Consider the following 18,604-nt stretch of genomic DNA (forward strand, 5'->3'; position numbering starts at 1 on the left):
TTATGAACTACCAACTTGAAGTCTGTATCGACAATATCGAGTCCCTGCCACTGGCTATTGCAGGTGGTGCTACGCGGATTGAGCTATGCTCATCTTTGGCGTTAGGGGGACTAACCCCGAACGCAGGCCTCATTAAACAAGCTGTCCAATCTTCTTCTATTCCTATCTACGTCATGATCCGTCCTAGACAAGGTGATTTCCTCTATGATTGTGACGATGTTGAAATCATGGCAGAAGACGTGCGCACCGCCGCTAAATATGGTGCTCAAGGTATCGTTTTAGGTCTACTTGATAAAGATGGCAACATCGATATGCCTCGTTCTATCCGCTTAGTAAAACTGGCTCATGAGTTACAGCTGGGCGTCACCTTCCATCGAGCGTTCGACCAATGTAAACATCCCGAACAGGCTTTGGAGGATGTGATCGCATTAGGGTGTGAGCGAATACTCACATCCGGGCTGGCCTCAAATGCACCAGACGGTAGCAATATGCTCGCCAAGCTGTCAGCTTTAGCAAATGGACGCATAGAATTGATGGCCGGAGCTGGAGTCAATGCTGATAATGTCGCTAAGATCATCGCCACCAGTCACGTTTCTGAAGTCCACCTTTCAGGCAAATCAACTAGAAAAAGCAAAATGCATTTCATTGCTGACGATGCAAAAATGGGCAGTGATGATGTGGATGACTTTGCCATTCCTGTGACAAGCAGTGATAAAATTCGAGCGGTAGCGAAAGTGCTAAACTCATTATAAAGCTTGTGCTTTTAACCAAAGTTCCATAGAAGAAGCCGACTGTTTTCAGGCTTCTTTCAATCTCGCACCACTTTCTCCTAGGGATTTATGAAAACGTCAGCGAATTTATTTCAAAAGCTCGATTTGAACCTACTCAGAACGTTTCGAGTTCTGTTGCAAGAGCGCAATGCCCGTAAAACCGCCGAGCGCTTATTTGTGACTCAGCCTGCAATCAGTCAAGCTCTGCAAAAGCTGCGATTTCACTTAGATGATGAACTCTTCGTCAAAGTACATGGCGGGCTAGAGCCAACACCATTTGCTCTTCAAGTAGAGGAAAAGATTGCCCCTTATTTAGATGGACTCGAAGCCTCTTTAGAACAGCTTTCCGACTTTTCGCCAAGTGAGCTTGAAGGAACAATAAAAATCGCTTTGGCGCCGATAGTATTATCTTGTTTGGCGGGCTCTCTGTTTATAGAACTTAGAAAGCAAGCACCAAACCTAAACTTAGAACTCACCAGTTGGACCCAGCAAACCCCAGAGCAACTTCGTAATGGTGATGTGTTTCTCGGTATGCACTATGACTTAGATAGTATCTCGAAAGAGATTGCTAGAGAGAAGTTAGCCGACATGGAAGCTCGGGTTTATGTGCGCCAAGACCACCCTCTCAAGAGTACTGTCATAACTCCTCATGATGCAGCTAAATATGAGATTGCATCACTCATCTCTCCTGGGTGGAATGACAATTTTAGCTTTGCCGCTCAAATACTAGAACAGCACGGATATGAAGCAAAAGTAGGCTTTCGTTCTGAGGTCGTGTTAGCAATCATTGATGTGGTATCGTCAACAGATATGCTATTACCACATTCAAACCTATTACCAAGTCAACACAGCAAGCAGCTAAGGGCATTAAGAGTTGAACTTAACGAACAGCCTTATACCAAAGGTCTGTATGCCTATGTCCATAATAAAAATCGCCATTCACCAAAAGCCAAATGGCTAGAAGGAATACTCCGCGAAAAGATACTGCAACATATCAATAATCAGGACTAATGATAACTATAAGCGACTCTTCTTAGCCATACGGCTTAGCGACAGCTAACATCAGCGCACTTTTACTGTTCTATAAAGGTGCTTGATGAAAAAGCTATTGTTACCTCTAATCGCTACTCTTTCTTTCACAACATCAGCTCAAACGTTCCATGTGTCTCCTGATGTGAAAATAGGCATATACAACGGTGCTGGTATTCAGTTAGGTGTAGCGGACACACTAGGTATGGATGCTGTGTTTTTTAGCTATGGACGCAAGACCTATAACACTAACCGTTACGACGAGCGCATTGACTCTTATCGCCTAGGTTTGCAACACATGTTTGGACATAAACAGGACCATGGCTTGCAAGCTGAATTTGGTCTAGCCGATTATTACGGTCGTGATAGCCGTGATAGTGAAACGAGCAGTCGCAATTCCTTAGGCTTAAGCATTGGAGCAAGTTATGTTTATATGCTCAACTCAAGCTTTGGTTTAAAGACAGGTTTCGATTATGACGTATTCAACTCACAGGACACCTATATCCCAGTAGGCTCGAATATGACCTTAAACTTCGGTGTGATTGGGCGTTTTTAAACTGCCCAACTAAAGAATGTCGTTAATGGCTTTCTCGTCTAGGTGACGAACATCTTTACCCTTCACAAAATAAATGATGTATTCACAAATATTCTGGCAACGATCACCTACCCGCTCAATGGCTCGAGCTGACCACATGACCTGAAGAATGTTAGGAATGTTCTTCGGGTCTTCCATCATATAAGTCATCAACTGACGAACCACTGCTTCATACTCTGCATCCAGCTTGTCATCTAATTTATAGACTTCGGCAGCAGCATCGACATCCATACGAGCAAATGCATCAAGCACTTGATGCAACATAGTGATGGCTTGTCGGCATAGCGGCTCTAAAGAGACATGAAATTTCTGTTGTTTCGTTGATGGTTGCTCTATAGCCACGCGAGCAATTCGAGTCGCTACATCGCCGATACGTTCAAGATCCGTTATCGTTTTGATGATTGCCATCACTAAGCGGAGATCTTTAGCCGTTGGCTGGCGTTTAGCAATAATTCGCGTACATGCCTCGTCAATGGAGACTTCCATCGCATTCACTTTGTGATCGTCCCTGACCACTTTTTTGGCTAACTCAAGATCGTCTTTGTGCAACGCCTGCATCGCAAAGGATAACTGCTGCTCGACCAGTCCTCCCATTGTTAACACGTGAGTACGTATCGATTCTAATTCGGCATTAAATTGACCAGAGATATGACGACCAAAATGCATGTCCAACAACTTCCTTAATTAACCATAGCGACCGGTAATATAGTCTTCGGTTTGTTTTTCAATCGGTGAGGTAAATATAGTATCAGTATCCGCATACTCTACCAATTTTCCGAGGTGAATAAAGGCAGTATGATCACTAACTCGCGCTGCCTGCTGCATGTTATGCGTTACGATCACAACCGTGTACTTGGTTTTAAGATCATTAATAAGTTCTTCGATGGTTAATGTTGAAATAGGATCAAGCGCCGACGTTGGCTCATCCAGCAGCAATACTTCGGGTTCGATGGCGATGGCTCGAGCAATCACCAGCCGCTGTTGTTGTCCACCAGAAAGCCCAAATGCATTCTCGTGTAACCTGTCTTTCACTTCATCCCAAAGCGCCGCTGAGCGCAATGCTCGCTCTACCGCATCATCCAGATTACGGCTGTTCTTAATTCCTTGAAGTCGCAATCCATACACCACATTCTCATATATAGACTTTGGAAATGGATTCGGACGCTGAAACACCATCCCAACTCGTCTTCGCAAAGTCGCGACGTCAACATCCGGATGATAAACATTACCTCCATGTAATTTCACTTTACCTGACACCGTACAACCTTCAATTAGATCATTCATTCGGTTGATACAGCGAAGCAGAGTCGATTTACCACAGCCAGACGGTCCGATAAATGCGGTCACTTGCCCTTTTGGAATCCGCATAGATACGTCGTCTAGAGCTTGTTTATCGCGATAAAACAGATTCAAGTTTTCTATCGCAATGGCGGTTTGCTCATCACTTAGATTGTTAACATCTAAAGGCGTGGGATAGCCCAACGTTTGATTGATAGAAAACATGATTAATCTTGTCCTAATGTTCGATATTTTTCGCGCAGGTTATTTCGTATGGCGATTGCTGTTAAGTTTAGCCCAACGACCACCGTTACCAACAAGAAAGAGGTGGCATAGACTAACGGTCGTGCGGCTTCAATATTCGAGGTTTGAAAGCCCACGTCATAGATATGAAAACCAAGGTGCATAAATTTACGCTCTAGATGCAAAAAGGGAAACTGCGAATCAATAGGCAAGCTTGATGCTAGTTTTACCACCCCAACCAACATTAGAGGCGCAACCTCTCCTGCGGCTCTCGCGACTGCAAGGATCAGCCCAGTGATGATTGCAGGGCTCGCCATAGGCAATACAATACGCCAAAGCGTTTCAGACTGTGTTGCTCCTAGAGCTAGTGACCCATGCCTGGCGGACATTGGAATTCTATTCAGCCCTTCCTCCGTTGCGACTATCACTACTGGCAATGTAAGAATCGCAAGAGTTAATGCCGACCACAATAGCCCCGGAGTACCAAACGTTGGTGCCGGTAATCGCTCAGCATAGAACAGTGAATCAATTGAGCCACCAATGGTATAAACGAAAAAACCTAAACCAAACACACCGTATACAATGGAAGGTACCCCCGCTAGGTTAATCACCCCTACCCGTATCATTCGTGTGAGAGCATTATTTTCAGCATATTCATGTAGATAAACCGCAACTAGCACCCCTAACGGCATCACCATAATCGACATAATGATAACCAACAGAACAGTGCCGAAAATGGCTGGGAACACCCCGCCTTCAGAATTTGACTCTCGTGGATCATCAGAGAGGAACTTCCAGACTTGTCCACTCCAATGTACTAACTTATCGGCAAAAGACATATTGTTCGGATACCAGAAATCAAGGATCCGATTTAACCCAATCTCAACTTTCTCACCACGCATATCTTCAACAATGAGCGTTTTGCTGCTCAACTCGTTACGCAGTGCATCCAGCTCCCCTTCACTTTGGTTTAGCTGCTGGTGAATAATACTGACTTGCTGCTCATAACGGTGAGTAAGCTCCTCTGACAGCTCTCCATTAAGTGAGTCTCGGCGCTGCTTTAGCCGTAATGCTTCCAATTGATGATTCAAGCCACGTATTTTACGCTGAATCGTGTCATCTATTTGCTCTCGAGTCAGTTTCACCTGCTGAATTTCGAGCTTCAGCAGAGTGTTAAGATCCGCAGTAATTGCGCCATCGGGCGTCTTTAGAGCGATAATTTTCCCAAAGAAGTCACCACCACGTGTTCTCTCTAAAACGACAAGATCGGCAGGTGTCGTTTGCAACTTAAGTTGTGGTGAGAGCAAAGAAACAAAATCGACACCATATAAGTCTCGATTCGCGACTTTAATACTCAGACGCTCTACTTTCCCCGCAGCCAGCACCTCAGTCGGTAACAACTTATCGGCATCAGGAATGTTATGGGTAGGAACCCAAGTCTTTGAGTAAATCTGCCCAATTAAAGCTTTGCCGTTGTCATCTTGCCATTGATAAAGCGGAGCGGGCCAAAAATAAGTGAGCCCTTTCCAACCAATCAATAGCAAAAGACCGAGGACGGATATTAAGCTGATGCTAACGGCACCACCTGTTAGCCAAACCCAGGGGGCGCCAGATTTGAGCCACTTAAACATGGTAAGGCTCCTTCCACATTCTACAGCGCACTGTATTTCTCCCGCAGTCTTTGTCTAACCCACTCAGCCAGTGAATTCACAACAAAAGTAAAACTAAACAAAATCAACGCGATTAAAAACAACAAACGATAGTGGCTGCTTCCAACCTCAGATTCAGGGAGCTCCACAGCCATGGTGGCAGAAAGTGTTCTCATGCCCTCAAAAATATTCCAATCCAATATTGGTGTGTTGCCCGTCGCCATCAAAACGATCATTGTCTCGCCTACTGCTCGACCCAATCCCATCATTACTGCCGAGAAAATCCCCGGACTTGCGGTGAGTAACACAACGTACACTAAGGTTTGCCACTGAGTTGCTCCTAGTGCTAATGAACCGTCGGAAAGATGCTTCGGCACAGAAAAGATCGCGTCTTCAGCAATCGTAAAGATGGTAGGAATCACAGCAAATCCCATTGCAAAGCCCACAACTAGAGCATTTCTTTGGTCAAAATCAATGCCATGTTGAGCAAGAAAAACTCGCGCATCACCATTAAAAAACAACACCTCCATGTCAGTGGAGTACGTCATGGCAAGGTACATCGCAACAATGATGACAGGAATTAGCGTAAACGGATGTAATCCACTGGGTAGTTTACTGGTGTATTGACGTGGCAGGATGTACCAAACAACACCAGCCAATAGACAAATTGTTGGTAGAGTTAGTAGAAGCAGAAGTACCGCTGGTAAATGCGTTTCTACTATCGGCGCAAACCAAAGACCGGCGAGAAAACCAATGATAACGGTAGGCAACGCCTCCATCAGTTCGATGGTTGGCTTAACGACTTTACGCATACTAGATGACATAAAATACGCCGTATAGATCGCACCCAGCACCGCAATCGGTACCGCAAACAACATAGCGAACATCGCAGCTTTAATAGTACCAAAGGCAATAGGCACAAGACTGTACTTACCTTCAAACTCATCAGAAGCAGCAGTAGTTTGCCAAACGAATTCAGGCTCTGGGTAACTCTCATACCACACTTTGCCAAACAGTGCCGACAACGAAATTTCTGGATGCGGATTATCAATATGCCCTAAGTAGGTCGTACCGCCGGACAATACCAATGCATACTGATTGTTATAAGAAAGCGCAGAGACGCTTACCAGGCTCTTACTCGGCAGGCTACTGGTGAATACAACGCGTTCACTAGTGGTGTAATTACTTTGTAGGCTTCCGTCAGCTAGGACGGTTATGAACCCTTTCGTTAAATTTTCTGGAAGTAAAGCAGTTAAAGGTGCGTCAAAATTAAAGGAACGAATAGCAGTTAAGTGCCTAGCGTCTTGTTTCACCACATCAAACCACTGCCAAACTTGCTGATTATCATACTCCACCAGCAAGGAGTGAGCGCCAGACAACAATTTGAGCCCCGTGACTTTGGCCTTATTCACTGCAGTTAAGTCCAGCACCTCACGAACCACGAGATGCTCGGCCCCTCTGTTGATCACAGCAAGTTCATTACCACTTCGCACATAAACCGTTTGCGCATCTGGAGTTAGCAATATTTCATCGGCAGAGTCTAAAGGTGCAAGAGTAGAGAGAGTTTGCACTGTTTTCGAATCGGAAGAATCCTGCGCATCTGAACTCGTTGGCTGCCAAATCAAATGGACTAAGCCACGACTATCTACCATAGCAAAGGCTATTCCACGAGCATTGCTGGTTGCTGTTACCAATGATGTGACGCTACCATGAGTGGGTATCCAATCAGCACGACTTGGCAATTCAAGTTCTAGATCACTTTGTCCTTTTTCTGATTGCCATTTAAATTTAGGCTGAACTAAGGCGAGTCTATGATCAGAATCAACAATGAGTAACTGGTCATTATTAACCGTCTTAAGCATTGAGGTACTAATAGGAAGTTGACGTGTTGTTTGTTGACCTGAGACTAAAGATTGCTCAACCACCACGCCATCCGTTGTCACAAAAGCAGCTCGAGTGCCGTGGTCGTCTATCGCACTATAGACGATAGGTTTATCTATACTTAACTCAACCCCTTGTGACCATAATACTTTGGCATCAGAGAAAAGTGGGAACGTCACATAAGCCAAATAGACAAAGATAAAGATCAAACTCGCCAATACACTCAAACCGCCAAAAGACACGATCCAGCGAACCAAACGGTCCTTTACCAGTCTTTTACGATCTTTGGTTTGTAACGAAAAATTGGCTGTTGCCATAATCTACATTTGTCTCTTTGGTGACGGTTAGAATCTTACGAGATATTACCCGTTAAGGGTTCTGGGACGAGTTACTAGAATGCATGACGTGCCCCAATATTTTATGTCGTTTAGATGACAGTTATATTACATGCCATCTAACGTGCTGAAAATAATGAAATGTGTCAAGTCGCACGCTATTTGAAATAAAAATGTCATATAAAATCAATAAGGTTCACGATTAGATTAGTCTTATATGTCACTCATTGACAACAATGAGTCCAGAATGTTGGTGGTTAGGTAAATGAGCGCGGAAAAACTCTATATCGAAAAAGAACTTAGTTGGCTCTCTTTTAACGAGCGAGTGCTGCAAGAAGCCGCAGACAAGACCGTCCCACTGATTGAACGCATCCGCTTTTTAGGGATTTTCTCCAACAACCTCGATGAGTTTTACAAAGTTCGTTTCTCTGACGTAAAACGTCGCATCCTCATTAACCAAGAAAGTGGTATTAACGACAACTCCAAGCATCTACTGGGTAAGATGCAAAGTAAGGCACTCAAGCTTAATTTGCGATTTGATGAACTCTACAACGAGCTGATTTTAGAGATGGCTCGTCGTCGAATCTTCCTAGTTAATGAAACTCAGCTAAGTGACACGCAACAAAAGTGGGTAAAGAAATACTTTAGAAATGAAGTGTTGCCTCACTTAACACCTTTTATGCTTGGAGAAGACATCAACGTACTGCAGTTTCTCAAGGATGAGTACGCCTATATCGTTGTCGATATGCAAAAAGAGCAGAGTTCTCAGTATGCGATCTTAGAGATCCCTACTGATCACTTACCCCGTTTTGTCATGGTTCCTGAACAAAAAGGTAAACGCCGTAAAACCATCATTCTGCTCGACAACATCATTCGTTATTGTCTTGACGATATATTCCGCGGGTTCTTTGATTACGATGAGCTTAATGGCTATGCGATGAAAATGACGAGGGATGCGGAGTACGACTTGAGTCTCGAAGTAGAACACAGCCTGCTCGAACAAATGTCTGAGAGTGTCAATCAACGTCTGACCGCCATGCCCGTACGCTTTGTTTACGAGCGTGATATGCCCGAAGAAATGCTAAATACCTTGTGCAGCAAACTAGGCATTTCTAACTACGATAGCCTAATTCCCGGTGGTCGCTACCATAACTTTAAAGACTTTATCGGCTTTCCAAATGTTGGACGTGAATACCTGGAAAACAAACCACTACCTCCAATGCGTTGTGCCGATTTCGATGGCTACGACAACCAGTTTGAGGCCATACGCGCTCAAGATATTTTACTCCATTTCCCCTATCACACCTTCGATCATATTACTGAGTTAGTGCGTCAAGCCTCGTTTGACCCTAAGGTCATTGGTATCAAAATCAATGTATATCGAGTGGCTAAAGACTCTCGTTTGATGAACTCGTTGATTGACGCCGTACACAACGGGAAAAATGTCACAGTAGTGGTTGAGCTACAGGCTCGGTTTGACGAAGAAGCCAACATTGAATGGTCTAGAGTGCTCACCGAAAACGGGGTACAAGTGATCTTTGGTGCTCCGGGGTTAAAAATACACGCTAAGTTACTGCTGATAAGTCGCCGAGAAGAGGGCGAGATTACCCGCTACGCTCACATTGGCACTGGGAACTTTCATGAGAAGAATGCTCGTATCTATACCGACTTTTCTTTGCTAACTGCCGATCAAGAGATCGCGAATGAAGTTCGTAACGTTTTCGGCTATATCGAAAACCCTTATCGCCCAGTGAAGTTTAACTATCTCATCGTCTCCCCACGTAACTCGCGTAAACAACTCTACCGACTCATTGATACTGAAATCGCCAATGCTAAGGCGGGCAAGAAAGGTAAACTCACTTTAAAAATTAACAATTTAGTCGATAAGGGGCTGATCAACAAGCTCTACGGCGCGAGCAATGCAGGGGTTAAAATCCAAATGATTATCCGCGGCATGTGCTCTCTAGTTCCCGGTGTTGAAGGAGTGAGCGATAACATAAAAATTATCAGCATTGTTGATCGCTTCTTAGAACACCCTCGCGTCATCATTGCGCATAACAATGGCGACCCTCAAGTCTATATCTCATCTGCCGACTGGATGACTCGCAACATAGACCATCGTATTGAAGTCGCCGCTCCAGTGCGTGACACTCGTTTAAAACAGCGAATTATCGACATTATTAACCTTCACTTTACTGATACCATGAAGGCACGTTGGATAGACAAAGAAATGAGCAACAGCTACGTACCGCGCGGTAACCGTAAGAAAGTACGCTCACAAATGGCTATTTACGACTATCTTAAAAAGGTAGAGAAACAAACAAGAAAAACCAAAGAGCAACTGATCAATAATGAGCCAGACCAAGGACAGTAGTATAAAAAATGTCGCCGCTATCGATTTAGGTTCGAACAGCTTTCATATGGTTGTCGCTAAGGTAGTGGATCAAGATCTACAGTTAGTAAGTCGCCATAAACAGCGAGTGAGATTAGCCTCTGGGTTGGACGCTCAACAGAATCTCGACAATGCTGCGATTGAACGAGGATTAGAATGCCTTGCCATGTTTGCTGAGCGCCTACAAGGTTTTGAGCCAGAAAACGTTCGTATTGCCGCAACCCACACGCTGCGTATCGCCAATAATACCCATATCTTTTTGCAACGCGCTCGCGACATTCTTCCCTTTCCTATTGAAGTCATCCCTGGTGAAGAAGAAGCACGCCTAATCTATACCGGCGTTGCGCACACTCAAACCGAGTCAAATTCAAAACTGGTGATTGATATTGGTGGTGGTAGTACCGAGCTCATCATAGGTAAGGCTTTCGAACCTGTGTTACTAAATAGCACTCAGATGGGCTGCGTGAGTTATACCACTAAGTTTTTTGCCAACGGAAAACTCTCCGCTAAAAATTTCTCCAAAGCTATTTTATCTGCTCAGCAAAGACTCGAAGCATTATCGGTTCGATATAAAAAGAAAGGTTGGGAAGTTGCATTAGGCTCCTCTGGAACTATTAAGGCAATAAGGGAAGTCTTAATCGGTTTAGGACATGAAGATGGTTTAGTCACCCATAAACGTTTGTATAAACTTATCGATACCTTATGTGAATTTAACACTCTTGATGACATCAACTTAGCTGGACTAACGGACGAAAGGAAGCCAGTGTTTGCCGCAGGCGTAGCGATATTAACTGCGCTCTTTGAAAGTTTGAAAATTCGTGAAATGCACTTTTCAGCTGGCGCTCTTCGTGAAGGTTTGCTCTATGAAATGGAGGAGCGTTTCCAACGCTCTGATATCCGTATGCGAACCACTGAAAATTTAGCCGCCAAACATTTTGTCGATCTTGAACATGCCGCCAAAGTTCGCGGCCAAGCAGTCGAGTTTTTAAATCAAACTCATGAGCAGCTCAATCTTAAAAAGAAAAGTGATTTGTTTAGTTTGCTCGAGTGGAGTGCTCTACTTCACGAGGTTGGACTCAGTATCAGTTATCAAGCCTTCCATAAGCATTCAAGTTACATACTCACGCACACCAATATGCCAGGTTTTAACAGTGAACAGCAACGCATTTTAGCGACACTGGCTCGCTATCAAAGAAAATCACTCAAGTTACAAGAGCTCCCTGAGTTTAGCCTGTTTAAGAGAAAACATATTCTCGGTTTAATACGAATCCTACGACTCGCCATTATCGTTAATGGGCAGCGCAATGATGAGTTATTACCTCTAAAGCTGACTATTGTAGACGACATTTGGATTGTGAGTTGTGAGCAAATAGATTGGTTAGAACAAAACCGACTTCTCTCCGCTGATTTACAAACGGAGCAAAGCTACTGGCAAGCGATAGGGTGGCAACTTGAATTCGATTAGTTGTCGCAGGCGCATGTTCGGTTCACCAGTTAAGGTTAATCGATAAAACTCAGTCCAACCTTAGCTAGCTCTTGTTCTGCAAATTCTCGACTTAACGGTACATAGCCATCTTTCACCACTATTCGCTGACCTTCTCGAGAATAGATATAGCGAATATAGGCTTCCTCTATGGGATCAAGTTTTCGTTGTGGATCTTTATTGACGTAGACATACAAGAACCGAGACAGTGGGTAGTGACCTGACTGTACATTGTCTTGAGTTGGTAAGATGTAATCCTCACCTTGTTTCGCGATGGGCACCAACTTCGCCCCCGATACTTGATAGCCAATACCAGAGTAACCAATGGTATTCACGGATGACGCTACTGATTGCACCACAGATGCTGAGCCAGGTTGCTCATTCACATTGCGTTTGAAGTCGCCTCCACAAAGTGCATTGTTCTTGAAATAACCATAGGTCCCCGATACCGAGTTACGGCCGAACATCTGAATAGCACGTTGACTCCAAGGTGCTTTAACGCCTAGCTGCTCCCACTTACTAATGTAGTGGTTGCTTCCACAGCGTAATGTTGAGGAAAAAATGCTGTCTATTTGCTGGAAATTCAAACCTTTGATGGGGTTGTCGGTATGAACAAATATCCCAATAGCATCAATCGCAACTCGAAGCTCGGTCGGTTTGTAACCATAATGCCGTTCAAAAGATTCCACCTCTTTTAAACGCATCTTCCTGCTCATAGGGCCGAATTGTGCCGTACCTTCGGCCAAAGCAGGAGGCGCCGTCGACGAGCCTGAAGCTTGAATTTGGGCATTAACATTAGGATAAATGTTCTTAAACTCTTCAAGCCATAAGGTGGTCATCCCCGATAAAGTATCTGAACCTACTGAGGATAAGTTGCCTGCAACCCCAGGTTGCTTCGTATATTTAGGCAACTCTGAAGCCAGCGTAGAGAAGGATATCACACCAAAAATCAATACTGACCAACTTAACCTTCCGCTCATCGCCATTAGTTCACTACCAAACGTTCAGGAAGAATGAATGAGAATTTACTACCAACGCCCACTTCCGAGTGAATTTCCAGATGAGAATCATGGTGAGATAGCGCATGTTTTACGATAGCTAGCCCTAACCCACTTCCGCCAGTATCACGAGAGCGTGCCTTATCGACACGATAAAAACGCTCAGTTAGTCGGTGCAAATGCTGGGGCTCAATACCATCCCCAGTATCTTCCACATCTAAACATGCACCTTGAGCAGATTGATACCAGCGTACTTTTACGTTTGCACCCGGTGGCGTATATTTAATCGCGTTGTAAACCAGATTAGAAATAGCACTTCTTAACTGATCATCATCGCCAAATACTCTCAGGCTATTATCGACATCAAACTCAACCTTGTGCCCATCCTCACCACTTAGGCTAACTGCCTCTTTTTCGAGAACTTCGAGCATAGCAGGCACATTGACGACTTCGTCTAACTCATGCATTGGCGCAGCTTCAATTTTGGAGAGCGTGAGTAACTGATTCACAAGGCTGTTCATTCGATTGAGCTGCTCAGTCATTACACCATGAGCTTTAGTCCACATAGGACCGACAACCATGTCTGGATCTTCTGTCATCTCAAGGTAACCCTGAAGAACAGTCATTGGTGTACGTAGTTCATGAGAAACGTTAGCAAAGAAATTGCGACGCATACCTTCTAATTGCTTAAGTTGGCTGACGTCACGCACGACCATCAAATGCTCACCTTCGGTATACGGTACAATTCGAAGCTCCAGCATTCTTTCCACATTCAAAGGCGAACGCATTTCTAAAGGTTCAGAGAAATCCTGCTTATTTAGATACTTAATGAAATCTGGGGTGCGAATCAGATTAGAAATCGGCTGTCCTGAATCATCAGGCCAGCGAAAGCCAAGAAGGTGCTGTGCGAGTTTGTTACACCACACGATATTACCTTCACTACGAAACACCACAACTGCATCGGGAAGCGATTCCGCACCGTTTTTAAAACGGCGAATTAGGTTGGTCAACTCTTTTCGTTTACGTCTTTGGCGCTGTTGAAGTCGATAGATGCCATTAAATAACGACTCCCAGTTGCCTGTGCCTGATGGCGGCGTCAGACGCTTTTCATCCCACAACCATGCAGACAAACGCAGCTGATTATGTAGGTGCCATATCAACTGCAAAACCGTGGCAACGAGCAGTAACCACGGCATGTATCCAAATATCCACCCAACAACAATCCATGGGGTGTAAAAAAAAGCCAGCTCCCAGGCCAGCTTTTTCCAGGTTAACCTTTCAACCATCTATCTCTCCAGTTCGATGCTAGCCTTTGGTAGAGAAACGGTAGCCAGCGCCTCGAACGGTCTGAATCAACTTATCATGTCCTGCGGACTCTAATGCCTTACGCAAACGACGAATGTGCACATCCACCGTGCGGTCTTCAACATAAACGTTAGTACCCCAAACGTTATTAAGCAGTTGTTCGCGGCTGTATACGCGCTCTTGATGCGTCATAAAGAAATGCAGCATTTTAAATTCCGTTGGTCCCATATCTAGCGGTGCATCATTCGCAGTAACACGATGCGATACTGGGTCCAGCTTCAGCCCTTGAACATCGATAACATCTTCCAACGCAGTTGGTGTGACACGGCGAATAACTGCTTTTAGTCGAGCAACCAATTCCTTTGGAGAGAAAGGTTTAGTGATATAGTCATCAGCCCCGACTTCTAAGCCGCGCACTTTATCTTCTTCTTCACCACGAGCCGTCAACATCACTACTGGAATGTTTCGAGTAAGCTCTTCACGCTTCATGTGCTTTATGAAATTGATACCTGAACCACCAGGCAACATCCAATCTAGCAGAACAAGGTCTGGGTAAGGTTCAGCCAGTTTGTTTACTGCGGTATCGTAATCTTCTGCTTCAACAGCTTGGTAGCCTTTCTGCTCTAACACGAAACACAGCATTTCACGAATTGGTGCTTCATCCTCAACAACCAGGATTCTTCTAGACATATCTGAATAACCTTATGGAATCTAATCAACTGCATGCATTATCAAGAATTATTATGACACTTTTGTGACCATTGAAAACAATTTTTAATATAACTTTCGCACAATCTGGGTTGTCATATTGAAGATTTAAGCTAGGACAATTGTTAGAAAATTGCCTATCATGTGCAGCTATCTATTCTAAAGGTGAGAGTAATATGTGGTTTAAAAACTGTTTGGTCTATCGATTCAACAAGGATCTTGAATTTAACGCCGATAAACTCGAGCAGCAGCTTGAAGAGTTTCGTTTTACACCTTGTGGTAGTCAAGATAAGCAAAAATTTGGTTGGGTGACAGCGCTTGGTAAACATGGCGACATGATGACCCACGTTTCTGAAAACCGCATTTTGCTTTGTGCAAAGAAAGAAGAAAAAATGCTGCCGGCGTCTGTGATCAAAGAGTCACTAAACAGCAAAGTAGAAGCGTTGGAAACGCAAGAAGGTCGACCACTTAAGAAAAAAGAAAAAGATGACCTTAAAGATGAAATCATCATTGATTTGCTTCCACGAGCTTTCAGCCGTAGCAACCTCACTCATCTGCTTATCCTTCCAAAAGAAGGCTTCATCATTGTAGATGCAAGTAGCTTTAAGAAATCAGAAGATGTCATCGCCCTCTTGAGAAAAACAATGGGAAGCCTGCCTGTTGTTCCTGCCTTCCCAGAGCAGCCTATTGAAAATACTTTAACTGAATGGGTGAAAGGTGGTGAAGTACCTACTGGTTTCAATCTTCTAGATGAGGCAGAGCTTAAGTCAGTGTTAGAAGATGGTGGTGTTATCCGCTGTAAGAAACAAGAACTGTCAAGCGATGAGATTCTCGGTCATATTGAAGCAAACAAGTTTGTGACTAAGCTCGCGCTGAACTGGCAAGAGCGTATTGAATTTATTCTGGCTGATGATGGCAGTATTAAACGCCTTAAATTCAGCGATGAACTGAAAGATGAGAATGACGATATTCCAAGAGAAGATGCCGCGGCTCGAATGGATGCCGACTTCTCATTACTTTGCGGTGAGTTTGGCACATTCCTACCAAATCTTTATGACGCCTTAGGCGGCTTACCAAAGCAATAGCCATTGCTTATCTGAGCTCGCGTTCTGCGAGCTCAATACAAAACTTGGAAACCTCTCCATATTAGCGTAAAATTTGCGCCCCTTAGTGCCATTAGGTGGCACAACACTGACTTGAAATCAGATTAGAGATATAAAGCAATGTTTACTCCAGAACTTCTGTCACCTGCTGGCAGCCTTAAGAACATGCGTTATGCATTCGCCTACGGTGCGGACGCGGTTTACGCAGGTCAACCTCGTTACAGCCTTCGTGTTCGTAACAACGAATTCAACCACGAAAACCTTCAGATAGGTATCAATGAAGCGCACGCCCTAGGTAAAAAGCTTTATGTGGTTTGTAACATTCAACCACATAACTCGAAGCTAAAAACCTTCATCCGTGATCTAAAACCTGTTGTTGAAATGGGTCCAGACGCACTGATCATGTCTGACCCAGGTCTTATCATGATGGTTCGTGAAGCCTTCCCTGAAATGCCGATTCATCTATCAGTACAGGCAAACGCCGTAAACTGGGCGACTGTTAAGTTCTGGGCAGCTAATGGTGTTGAGCGCGTTATTGTGTCTCGTGAGTTATCGTTAGAAGAGATTGAGGAAATCCGTGAACATTGCCCTGAAACTGAGCTAGAAGTATTCGTACACGGCGCACTTTGCATGGCTTATTCAGGTCGCTGTCTACTATCCGGCTACATCAACAAACGCGATCCAAACCAGGGTACATGCACCAATGCATGCCGCTGGGAATACAAAGTTGAAAAAGCGACTGAAAACGACGCAGGTCAAATTGTCGAAGAATTTGTTCCTGAAGCACAAGCAGTTGAAGTCGTTGACGAGCGTCCAGAGACCACTATTGGTCGTGGTAAACCAACGGATGAAGTTGTACTGCTTTCTGAAAGCCATCGTCCAGAAGATAAAATGGCGGCATTTGAAGATGAGCATGGTACGTACATCATGAACTCCAAAGATCTTCGTGCGGTGCAGCATGTTGAGCGTTTGACTAAGATGGGTGTCCACTCACTTAAGATTGAAGGTCGTACTAAATCTTTCTACTACTGTGCTCGTACTGCTCAAGTTTACCGTAAAGCTATTGATGACGCTGTCGATGGCAAACCGTTTGATGAATCACTATTAGGCACGCTAGAAAGCCTAGCCCACCGTGGTTATACAGAAGGCTTCCTACGTCGTCATACTCATGACAGCTATCAAAACTATGACTACGGTTATTCCGTTTCCGATTCCCAGCAATTTGTAGGTGAGTTTACCGGTAAACGTCGCGGTCACTTGGCTGAAGTTGAAGTGAAAAACAAATTTGTGGTTGGCGATAGCCTTGAGTTAATGACACCAAAAGGCAATGTGGTATTCAGCCTAGAAGTGATGGAAAACCGTAAGTCAGAAAGCATCGACGACGCTAAAGGTAACGGTCACTTCGTCTTCATTCCAGTACCAGAGGAGTTGGATCTGGACTACGCACTACTTATGCGTAACCTAAATTCAGGACAAGATACACGTAACCCAACTGGTAAGTAACCATGGCACTATTAATCACTGACAAGTGCATCAACTGTGATATGTGTGACCCTGAATGTCCTAATGGGGCAATTAGTATGGGCAGCGAGATCTTTGAGATCGATCCCCATTTATGCACAGAGTGCAAAGGGCACTACGACAAACCAACTTGTCAGTCCGTCTGCCCAATCACAAAATGCATCATCACCGATCCAAACCATGTGGAAACCGATGATGAGCTACTTGAGAAGTTTGTGATTATTCAAGGTATGGCCTAGTCAGCAAAAAGCCTCCAAGTGGAGGCTTTTTTATTACCCAGACTTTTCGATTGGAAAAACATTGCAGTAAAGCTCTTTCTCATACTGCATCTCCAGTTTTTTGCGCCAGTTTTCTGCAGAGTTAATAGGAATTAAATAGAACTTCTCTCTGCTGGTGTCGGTCACAAAGGCAATACCGTGCTGCATCAACTCATAGTGAATATCATTGATGAAACCGAGTGTGAAACTTTGCCTACCGGATAGTTGATTAATGTCCTCTCTAGTTAGAATCACTCCATCTTTTTCTGAAGCGAATCTCTCCCTAAGCCATCGGGCAAACTGCCTTGATGAGATCATAGTCATAACAGTCTTCCTTACCCAAAACTTAATGGGGAAATCCCCAAAAATACAGTAGATAAGCCTTAACTCAATAACAATAACACCAAGAAACAAAAAGACTAATCTACCGAAGTATTGATAACCATAGTCAACATACTTCGACTTCTCCAGTCCCAATTGTGAGAGTCACCTTATTCAAATACTAACCGTAGTGTTGTCCATTATCGTAGTAATTCGAGGGCTCAAGCGTACTAAAGACTACCGCCACATCAAGCTCTTTCCCTAGGGCTGAGCGTACCTGAGTCGTGATAACTGTAGCCACTGAATTTTTGACCTCCTGCCCCCGATCAAACCATAGCACTTCAATAAATGGATAAGCATGACTGACCTTATTATCAAAGTAAAAAGTGGAGGCAATATGTTCAACCGTAAAGTCCTCTTTGGGACAGTCCATTAACGGTTGCAGTTCATCAACTAGTGGACCAGAAAGAGTTTTAACAAGCTCAGGTTCAATCGCTCTAAATCGTAAATGAGGCATAATCATATCCATGTATTTGATAACGATTACGAGTATATCAGTGAACAATGAGATTAGAGAATTTAGGAAAGGAAAAACGAAAAAGGCTCCGACCTAAGTCAGAGCCTTTGAATATGGCAGGGGTGGAGAGATTCGAACTCCCAACACGCGGATTTGGAATCCGCTGCTCTGCCAATTGGAGCTACACCCCTATCTTCGTGTTTAATGAGACGACTCTCA

Annotated in this window: 17 protein-coding genes and 1 tRNA gene; 8 read left to right on the forward strand and 10 right to left on the reverse strand. The window is 44.2% G+C overall.

The window, feature by feature from the left end; all coding sequences use genetic code 11:
- Nucleotides 1–2 precede the first annotated feature (2 nt).
- From OH456_RS19920 to OH456_RS19930, 3 genes are all read left to right on the forward strand, one after another.
- Nucleotides 3–752, forward strand: a complete 750-nt coding sequence (locus OH456_RS19920; RefSeq protein ID WP_270034093.1) for a copper homeostasis protein CutC — start codon at nucleotides 3–5, stop codon at nucleotides 750–752.
- An 87-nt stretch (nucleotides 753–839) separates the two neighbouring features.
- Nucleotides 840–1,781 (forward strand): LysR family transcriptional regulator, encoded by a 942-nt coding sequence (locus OH456_RS19925; RefSeq protein WP_270034094.1) that lies wholly within the window; start codon nucleotides 840–842, stop codon nucleotides 1,779–1,781.
- 85 nt (nucleotides 1,782–1,866) lie between these two features.
- Nucleotides 1,867–2,355 carry a DUF481 domain-containing protein gene (locus OH456_RS19930; protein WP_031495834.1) on the forward strand — a complete coding sequence of 163 codons (489 nt, stop codon included), beginning with the start codon at nucleotides 1,867–1,869 and terminating at the stop codon, nucleotides 2,353–2,355.
- A 9-nt stretch (nucleotides 2,356–2,364) separates the two neighbouring features.
- On the opposite strand, the gene phoU is transcribed toward OH456_RS19930, so the two are convergent.
- Genes phoU through OH456_RS19950 form a run of 4 tightly spaced genes read right to left on the reverse strand, consistent with a single transcriptional unit; the run spans nucleotide 2,365 to nucleotide 7,762 of the window.
- Nucleotides 2,365–3,060, reverse strand: coding sequence for a phosphate signaling complex protein PhoU (phoU, locus tag OH456_RS19935; protein WP_006074790.1), 696 nt, complete (start codon nucleotides 3,058–3,060; stop codon nucleotides 2,365–2,367).
- A gap of 18 nt (nucleotides 3,061–3,078) precedes the next feature.
- Nucleotides 3,079–3,897 carry a phosphate ABC transporter ATP-binding protein PstB gene (gene pstB, locus OH456_RS19940; RefSeq protein ID WP_038227979.1) on the reverse strand — a complete coding sequence of 273 codons (819 nt, stop codon included), beginning with the start codon at nucleotides 3,895–3,897 and terminating at the stop codon, nucleotides 3,079–3,081.
- A gap of 2 nt (nucleotides 3,898–3,899) precedes the next feature.
- Nucleotides 3,900–5,546 carry a phosphate ABC transporter permease PstA gene (gene pstA, locus OH456_RS19945; protein WP_124940210.1) on the reverse strand — a complete coding sequence of 549 codons (1,647 nt, stop codon included), beginning with the start codon at nucleotides 5,544–5,546 and terminating at the stop codon, nucleotides 3,900–3,902.
- A 20-nt stretch (nucleotides 5,547–5,566) separates the two neighbouring features.
- Nucleotides 5,567–7,762, reverse strand: a complete 2,196-nt coding sequence (locus tag OH456_RS19950) for an ABC transporter permease subunit (protein WP_270034095.1) — start codon at nucleotides 7,760–7,762, stop codon at nucleotides 5,567–5,569.
- A 283-nt stretch (nucleotides 7,763–8,045) separates the two neighbouring features.
- Here OH456_RS19950 and ppk1 point away from each other — a divergent pair, with 283 nt between their 5' ends.
- Nucleotides 8,046–10,154: a polyphosphate kinase 1 gene (gene ppk1, locus OH456_RS19955; RefSeq protein WP_198558225.1), complete on the forward strand. Its 2,109-nt coding sequence runs from the start codon at nucleotides 8,046–8,048 to the stop codon at nucleotides 10,152–10,154.
- A complete protein-coding gene (gene ppx, locus OH456_RS19960; protein ID WP_270034096.1) occupies nucleotides 10,132–11,637 on the forward strand; it encodes an exopolyphosphatase in 1,506 nt (501 codons plus the stop codon). The genes ppk1 and ppx overlap by 23 nt, the downstream gene beginning before the upstream one ends.
- Before the next feature lie 35 nt (nucleotides 11,638–11,672).
- On the opposite strand, the gene OH456_RS19965 is transcribed toward ppx, so the two are convergent.
- Genes OH456_RS19965 through phoB form a run of 3 tightly spaced genes read right to left on the reverse strand, consistent with a single transcriptional unit; the run spans nucleotide 11,673 to nucleotide 14,648 of the window.
- Nucleotides 11,673–12,635, reverse strand: coding sequence for a PstS family phosphate ABC transporter substrate-binding protein (locus OH456_RS19965; protein WP_038223075.1), 963 nt, complete (start codon nucleotides 12,633–12,635; stop codon nucleotides 11,673–11,675).
- A gap of 5 nt (nucleotides 12,636–12,640) precedes the next feature.
- Nucleotides 12,641–13,939, reverse strand: coding sequence for a phosphate regulon sensor histidine kinase PhoR (gene phoR, locus OH456_RS19970; RefSeq protein WP_038227984.1), 1,299 nt, complete (start codon nucleotides 13,937–13,939; stop codon nucleotides 12,641–12,643).
- A 19-nt stretch (nucleotides 13,940–13,958) separates the two neighbouring features.
- Nucleotides 13,959–14,648, reverse strand: coding sequence for a phosphate regulon transcriptional regulator PhoB (gene phoB, locus OH456_RS19975; RefSeq protein ID WP_038227986.1), 690 nt, complete (start codon nucleotides 14,646–14,648; stop codon nucleotides 13,959–13,961).
- A gap of 194 nt (nucleotides 14,649–14,842) precedes the next feature.
- Here phoB and rdgC point away from each other — a divergent pair, with 194 nt between their 5' ends.
- The 3 genes from rdgC to OH456_RS19990 all read left to right on the forward strand — a co-directional run bounded on the left by rdgC (nucleotide 14,843) and on the right by OH456_RS19990 (nucleotide 17,529).
- Nucleotides 14,843–15,751, forward strand: a complete 909-nt coding sequence (rdgC, locus tag OH456_RS19980; protein WP_270034097.1) for a recombination-associated protein RdgC — start codon at nucleotides 14,843–14,845, stop codon at nucleotides 15,749–15,751.
- 138 nt (nucleotides 15,752–15,889) lie between these two features.
- Nucleotides 15,890–17,272, forward strand: a complete 1,383-nt coding sequence (gene trhP / locus OH456_RS19985; protein ID WP_270034098.1) for a prephenate-dependent tRNA uridine(34) hydroxylase TrhP — start codon at nucleotides 15,890–15,892, stop codon at nucleotides 17,270–17,272.
- A 2-nt stretch (nucleotides 17,273–17,274) separates the two neighbouring features.
- Nucleotides 17,275–17,529 carry a YfhL family 4Fe-4S dicluster ferredoxin gene (locus OH456_RS19990; protein ID WP_006074776.1) on the forward strand — a complete coding sequence of 85 codons (255 nt, stop codon included), beginning with the start codon at nucleotides 17,275–17,277 and terminating at the stop codon, nucleotides 17,527–17,529.
- 33 nt (nucleotides 17,530–17,562) lie between these two features.
- Here OH456_RS19990 and OH456_RS19995 read toward each other — a convergent pair whose 3' ends face one another.
- From OH456_RS19995 to OH456_RS20005, 3 genes are all read right to left on the reverse strand, one after another.
- The gene (locus OH456_RS19995) at nucleotides 17,563–17,871 is read right to left on the reverse strand and encodes a hypothetical protein (protein WP_038223073.1); all 309 of its coding nucleotides are present in this window, start codon (nucleotides 17,869–17,871) and stop codon (nucleotides 17,563–17,565) included.
- A 178-nt stretch (nucleotides 17,872–18,049) separates the two neighbouring features.
- Entirely contained in the window at nucleotides 18,050–18,385 is a 336-nt protein-coding gene (locus OH456_RS20000; RefSeq protein WP_198558229.1) for a DUF1904 domain-containing protein, read from the reverse strand.
- Nucleotides 18,386–18,499: 114 nt separating this feature from the next.
- Nucleotides 18,500–18,576, reverse strand: a tRNA-Trp gene (locus tag OH456_RS20005).
- Nucleotides 18,577–18,604 lie beyond the last annotated feature (28 nt).

Source organism: Vibrio sp. La 4.2.2, assembly GCF_027586995.1.
In the GTDB taxonomy this organism is placed as follows: Bacteria; Pseudomonadota; Gammaproteobacteria; order Enterobacterales; family Vibrionaceae; genus Vibrio; species Vibrio mediterranei.

Coding starts and splice junctions, on each gene's coding strand:
- OH456_RS19965 (WP_038223075.1), bottom strand. CDS start 12,635: ATGAGCGGAAGGTTAAGTTGGTCAGTATTGATTTTTGGTGTGATATCC.
- trhP (WP_270034098.1), top strand. CDS start 15,890: ATGTTTACTCCAGAACTTCTGTCACCTGCTGGCAGCCTTAAGAACATG.
- phoR (WP_038227984.1), bottom strand. CDS start 13,939: ATGGTTGAAAGGTTAACCTGGAAAAAGCTGGCCTGGGAGCTGGCTTTT.
- OH456_RS19950 (WP_270034095.1), bottom strand. CDS start 7,762: ATGGCAACAGCCAATTTTTCGTTACAAACCAAAGATCGTAAAAGACTG.
- ppx (WP_270034096.1), top strand. CDS start 10,132: ATGAGCCAGACCAAGGACAGTAGTATAAAAAATGTCGCCGCTATCGAT.
- OH456_RS19930 (WP_031495834.1), top strand. CDS start 1,867: ATGAAAAAGCTATTGTTACCTCTAATCGCTACTCTTTCTTTCACAACA.
- phoU (WP_006074790.1), bottom strand. CDS start 3,060: ATGCATTTTGGTCGTCATATCTCTGGTCAATTTAATGCCGAATTAGAA.
- OH456_RS19920 (WP_270034093.1), top strand. CDS start 3: ATGAACTACCAACTTGAAGTCTGTATCGACAATATCGAGTCCCTGCCA.
- pstB (WP_038227979.1), bottom strand. CDS start 3,897: ATGTTTTCTATCAATCAAACGTTGGGCTATCCCACGCCTTTAGATGTT.
- ppk1 (WP_198558225.1), top strand. CDS start 8,046: ATGAGCGCGGAAAAACTCTATATCGAAAAAGAACTTAGTTGGCTCTCT.
- OH456_RS19995 (WP_038223073.1), bottom strand. CDS start 17,871: ATGACTATGATCTCATCAAGGCAGTTTGCCCGATGGCTTAGGGAGAGA.
- pstA (WP_124940210.1), bottom strand. CDS start 5,546: ATGTTTAAGTGGCTCAAATCTGGCGCCCCCTGGGTTTGGCTAACAGGT.
- OH456_RS19990 (WP_006074776.1), top strand. CDS start 17,275: ATGGCACTATTAATCACTGACAAGTGCATCAACTGTGATATGTGTGAC.
- phoB (WP_038227986.1), bottom strand. CDS start 14,648: ATGTCTAGAAGAATCCTGGTTGTTGAGGATGAAGCACCAATTCGTGAA.
- OH456_RS20000 (WP_198558229.1), bottom strand. CDS start 18,385: ATGCCTCATTTACGATTTAGAGCGATTGAACCTGAGCTTGTTAAAACT.
- rdgC (WP_270034097.1), top strand. CDS start 14,843: ATGTGGTTTAAAAACTGTTTGGTCTATCGATTCAACAAGGATCTTGAA.
- OH456_RS19925 (WP_270034094.1), top strand. CDS start 840: ATGAAAACGTCAGCGAATTTATTTCAAAAGCTCGATTTGAACCTACTC.